The organism is Bacteroidales bacterium, from assembly GCA_013314715.1.
In the GTDB taxonomy this organism is placed as follows: Bacteria; Bacteroidota; Bacteroidia; order Bacteroidales; family GWA2-32-17; genus Ch61.
In genome coordinates this window covers 1-5561 of the sequence record JABUFC010000082.1, presented here as the reverse complement: position 1 = coordinate 5561, position 5561 = coordinate 1, and the positions used below count along the sequence as shown (strand labels likewise).

Sequence of the window (5561 nt, the reverse complement as noted above, 5' to 3'; positions counted from 1 at the left end):
ATGAGAATAAATTCACAGCAACCGAAAATGAAATTATCACTCACAAATAAGCCTTGCTCTTTATTCGAATGGCGTATTCCATGTGACCTTAATTTAAAAATTAAAAAATAATTACACATGAAAATAAGTTTATTTTTGATCTTATTATTCATTCAATATAGTATTTATGGACAAAATCCATATAAGGTAATTAGTGTGAATGGCGAAATTTTAGCTAAAAAAGCAAACATTAAACTACAAAGTGGAATTGAAGTAAGTAGCGACGACCATTTTGCATTTTTAATTCCAAACTCTCGTGCTGCACTAATCAATCCTAAATTTGGAAGAATCATATTAACCGAACAAAATGCCTCGAATGCTTTTTCTAAAGCTGCTTTTGCACCCGCGATCAGTTCTGTCAAATCACGCGGAGCATTACATACATCGATCGACTCAAAAAATCAGCTTATTTCATTATTTGATAAACATTTATTTATTATCGATAAGTTAGAAATTAAAATTAACCAAACACTTTTCCCAATGAATGATCGTGCCTATTTTTTTATTCGATACACATATAAAGGCGAAGAAATAAATAAAAAACTTCCATTTAAATCAGACACATTAGTAATTGATAAAAATAAACTATACACTATCGATGGCAATCCTATTCCTAATCCCGATGTTAGTGAAATGAAGCTCTATTACTACGAAATAATGGGCGATAATACCAAAGCCACATATTTATCTTCTTTTAATCTCAGTTTCATAAGCGGAGAGCAATTAAAGTCAGAAATTAAGATTATTTTAGATGCATTAGCCAACGATTCATACGAAAAAAAAATAGCTGAAATTTACGACTTTGTAAATCAATTTTATGGACCTATGGATGCTGATTATCTTGAAAAATGGGTGAATAAAGAGTTCAAATTAAAGAAATAAAATGATTAAGGTTGCTGTATTTCTCTTTTTAATTTTTAACTATATTTTTACATGGGCTCAATGGATTCAGCAACCTATTAAAAATTTTACATCCAAACATTATGGTGTTCAATACTCAAATTACATTCATTCAGTAACTATTGACAAAAACGGATTTTTATATGCTGGAAGTGCTTATGGTATTTTACAATTCGACGGATACCGATGGAATTTTATTCCAGTTAGATCAGGGACATATGTTACTTCATTAACTTTTGCAAATGACAATATCTATGTCGGATGTACCAACGATTTTGGTTATTTAAAAGCAAATAAAAACGGTTTTTGGGAATATGAATCGCTTGCTGAAAAACATAAAATCAACCTCATCAACCCTATTTGGAAAATACTTGTATTGAATAACAAAATTTATTTTCAAACCGACGAAGCCATTTATATTTACGATAAAAAAACGATAGTGCCCATTAAACCTCAAACCTCTTTTCATCTTGCATTTAAGGTAGATGATAAAATAGTTGTTCGTGAACGAAACGAAGGTTTATTACAAATCAGTTCAAAGGGTATGGTGTTCATACCCCATTCACAAACTTTTGCCAATATTGGAGTATTTGCCATATTGCCATTTAAGAAGTATTCAAAAATAATCATTACACAGGAAGATGGATTTTTTGAATGGAAACAAGATACTTTTGTCCCAATACTATCTAAACAGCAAAAAGAATTCTTTGTAAATGCAATGATAATTGGGGCGCAACGTTTAGCCGATGGCAATATTGCTTTATTTACAATAAAAAATGGTGTTATTGTTATAGATACGAATTTATCTGTAGTTGCTCATTATACTTCAACACAAGGATTATTGTCAAACGAAATTCACGACTTAGTACAAGATTATTACGGAAATTTATGGTTGGCAACACAAAAGGGTATAAGTCAAGTTCAATATACATCGTATATTTCATATTTAAACGAAAAATTGGGACTAACGGGCAACGTTTATTGTATAAATAAATTTAATGGGAATCTTTTTATTGGCACCACTGATGGACTGTTTGAAATGGAAAATGCAAATAAAAAAACATTCAAAGAAATAAAAGAAATTAAAAACGCTGTTTGGAGCATAGTATCAAACAAAAAAAACATGTGGTTCGCCAGCGACCAAGGTCTGTGGAAAATGGAATTATCGGGTATTACAAAACAAATCTCTAAAGAACCATACACCTCTTTAGTTTTGCTAGACCATTTAAATCAACTGTTGACAATAGGAATTAATGGAACCAAACTATTCGATTGCAATAGTAATAAACTAATACAACATTGGACCGATTTAAAAGTGAATGCATACGGAGCGGTTGTTCAAAAAGAAAAAAATGCCCATATCGTTTGGATTGGTTCAAAAAACCAAGGAGTGTTTCAACTTATATTAAACAAGTCTAATAATAATCAAGTAATTCATTATAAAGGCTTAGAAGATGGACTTCCCAACGATTGGATTTGCCCTTATGCTTTATATAACGATATTCTTTTTGCAACGGCTACTGGCTTTTTAAAATTCATAAGTCCACAGGAGATAAAACAAATAACAGGTGACACATTAAATAATGAAGTTAAAGGCTATTTTGATGTAATTAATTATCCTAAAAACATAAAAGGTAAATCCATTACTGCAGTGGAAGCTCGCCAAAACGATTCTTACATAGCAATTGAAAATTATTTATATCATGTTAATAATGATAGTATTGCCGATAATCGTTGGTTTAAAACCATCGATTTAGGACGATTAAATTATATAATGACTACCGACTCCGAAATTTGGATTGGCGCCGATGATGGCTTAGCAAGAATTGATAAATTAAAGTTAAATAAATTTAACCTCCAAAAACCACAATTTACTATTAGCTCAATAGAAATATCTAACGATTCTGTTTTAGGATTTTGGTCTCCATTAAATGTTAATAATACACTTACATTGCCATTTAATTTAAATTCTATAAAAATAAACCTTTCGTCATTATACATCGATAATAACTCTACCCTACTATATTCATGGCGTTTAAAAGGCAGTAACGACGAATCATTTTCTCTTTGGAATAACCATTCACAAATTGCTTTAAACAATCTTAATGAAGGTGAATATACCCTCTTTATTCGTGCAAAAAATGCACAAAACGTTTTAAGCGATGAAGTAACCTTGTTCATAAAAATTCTACCACCTTGGTATCGATCGTGGTGGGCATATTTGATTTATTTTTTAATGGCAGCACTTTTTATATATCTTATCGTTTATTTTAATTCACAGCGACTTATTGCAAAAAACAAAAAACTCGAAGAGCTTGTTAAATTAAGAACACAAGAAGTTGTTAAACAAAAAGAAGAAATTGAACACCAAAAAACAACAATAGAGCATATACTTAAAGATTTAAATGATAGTATTTCTTATGCTCAACGAATACAACAGGCTTTGCTCCCATCACGCGAGATGATAGAAAGCTTATTTCCCAATTCAATGGTATTGTTTAAACCTCGTAACATAGTTAGTGGCGATTTTTATTGGGCAGCCTCTATAACTTCCCCCAAAAGTAAAGAAGAAATAATAGTAATAACCGTTGCCGACTGTACAGGTCATGGCATACCAGGAGCATTTATGAGTATGCTAGGAATATCGTTTTTAAATGATATTGTTAAGAAAAAAGAAATCACAATACCATCAGAAATACTGAATATACTGAGGACTTACATTATCGAGGCACTCAAACAAACAATAAATTTAAACTCACAAAAAGACGGAATGGACATTGCCCTTATAGCCATCAACAAAACAACATTACAATGCCAATTCGCTGGAGCCAATAATCCGCTCTATCTTGTAAAAAAAATTGAAAATGAATCATCATCAGCTCATCAACCCTTCTTCTTATCATCACATCAAATAACCAACTCGTTAACACATCAACTCATAGAGTACAAAGGAAATAAGATGCCAGTTGCCATTTACGAACATATGGAAGATTTTACAAATCATGAAATACAACTCCAACAAGGCGATATGCTCTACCTCTTCTCCGATGGCTATGCCGACCAATTTGGGGGCGAACATGGCAAAAAATTTATGTACAAGCGTTTTAAAGAACTTATTTTAGCAAATGCCCATAAACCCATGAACGAACAAAAACAAGCATTCGAAGAAACCATTGTGCAGTGGATTGGAAACGAAGAACAAACCGACGATATTACCGTAGTAGGAATAAAAATCAATTAAAATAATAGATAATTGGCATTAACATTTAATATATGAAAGCTATTAAAAATAAAATAAAATCTAATTTTTTTATTTTGGTTTTATTACTGATATTTTTAAATTTTTACATTCCTAAAATAAATTGTTTTTCACAAAATTATAGATTTAAAATCGACTCGCTTCAAGCTCTCTTAAAAAAAGACAAACATGATACTGCAAAAATTAACCACCTAAACGATTTAAGCGATATATACGAAACATTAGGATCTTTAGATACTTCATTAATATATGCTCAGCAAGCATTAAAAATATCCACTATTTTAACACATGATAAAAAGACAAATAACATTATTTCAATAAAAAAAGCAGCCATTAAAGGTATTGCTGATGCTTATCTTAATATTGGTTTTGTTTATTATGACCGTGGCAATTATTTATTAGCTTTAAGAAACTTTTCAAATTCGCAAAAAATTTGTGAAGTAATAAAGTATAAAAAAGGTATTTCGAGTGCATACAATGCAATGGGCATGGTCTATGACGACCAAGGCAATTATGCCAAAGCACTTGAATATTATTACAAAGCATTACATATATCAGAAGAACTTGGCGATAAATTAGGTCTTATAAACAAACTTAATAATATTGGACTTGTTTATTTTTCTCAAACCAATTATCCAAAGGCAATTGAACATTTTTTTAAAGCATTAAAAATTGCAGAAGAAGTGAATAATAAACATGCTGTTCTTAATATTTTAAATAACATTGGCAATATTTATAATTTACAAAAAAATAATGATAAAGCATTAGAATATTATCAAAAATCATTAAAGATTGCTAATGAGATTGGAGACTTATCATTTTCTTCAAAAATTAAAAACAATTTAGCATATGTATATTTTAACCTATCAAATTATTCAACAGCTTTAGAATATTTCTTAGAAGCTTTAGAAATAGAAAAAGAAACTGGTAATAATTATAGTATTGCATTAATACTTAACAACATCGGCAACATATTCAACATTCAAAAGAATTATGCTGAAGCATTAAAATATTATTTAAAATCTTTAGAACTTTCTCAAAAGATAAATGACAAGAAAGGGATATCCATTACTCTAGGAAACATTGGTGTTGCTTATACCCAAATAGGTAATTTTAATAAGGCAGAAAATTCTTTAAAGCTAGCCATCGAATATAGCGATAGTATTGGTGTATTAGAATCAAAAAAATTAGCAGAACTAGGTTTATTTCAGCTCTATGATACCATTGGTAATTACAAACTTGCGCTTGAACACTATAAAAAATATATTGTAGCAAGAGACAGCATTACCAACGACGAAAAAAAGAAGCAACAACTTCACGCCGAAATGAACTACGAGTTTGAGAAAAAACAAGCCATTGCCAA

3 protein-coding genes are annotated in these 5561 nt (G+C 30.2%); all 3 read left to right on the top strand.

Annotated elements, in window-relative coordinates; all coding sequences use genetic code 11:
• The first annotated feature begins 117 nt into the window (after window positions 1-117).
• Complete coding sequence (locus tag HPY79_12200; protein ID NSW46565.1) at window positions 118-921, top strand: hypothetical protein; 804 nt, start codon at window positions 118-120, stop codon at window positions 919-921.
• 1 nt (window position 922) lies between these two features.
• Complete coding sequence (locus HPY79_12195) at window positions 923-4180, top strand: SpoIIE family protein phosphatase (protein NSW46564.1); 3258 nt, start codon at window positions 923-925, stop codon at window positions 4178-4180.
• Between the two features lie 32 nt (window positions 4181-4212).
• Window positions 4213-5561 (top strand): tetratricopeptide repeat protein (locus tag HPY79_12190; protein ID NSW46563.1); only part of this gene is annotated, 1349 nt, incomplete at its 3' end.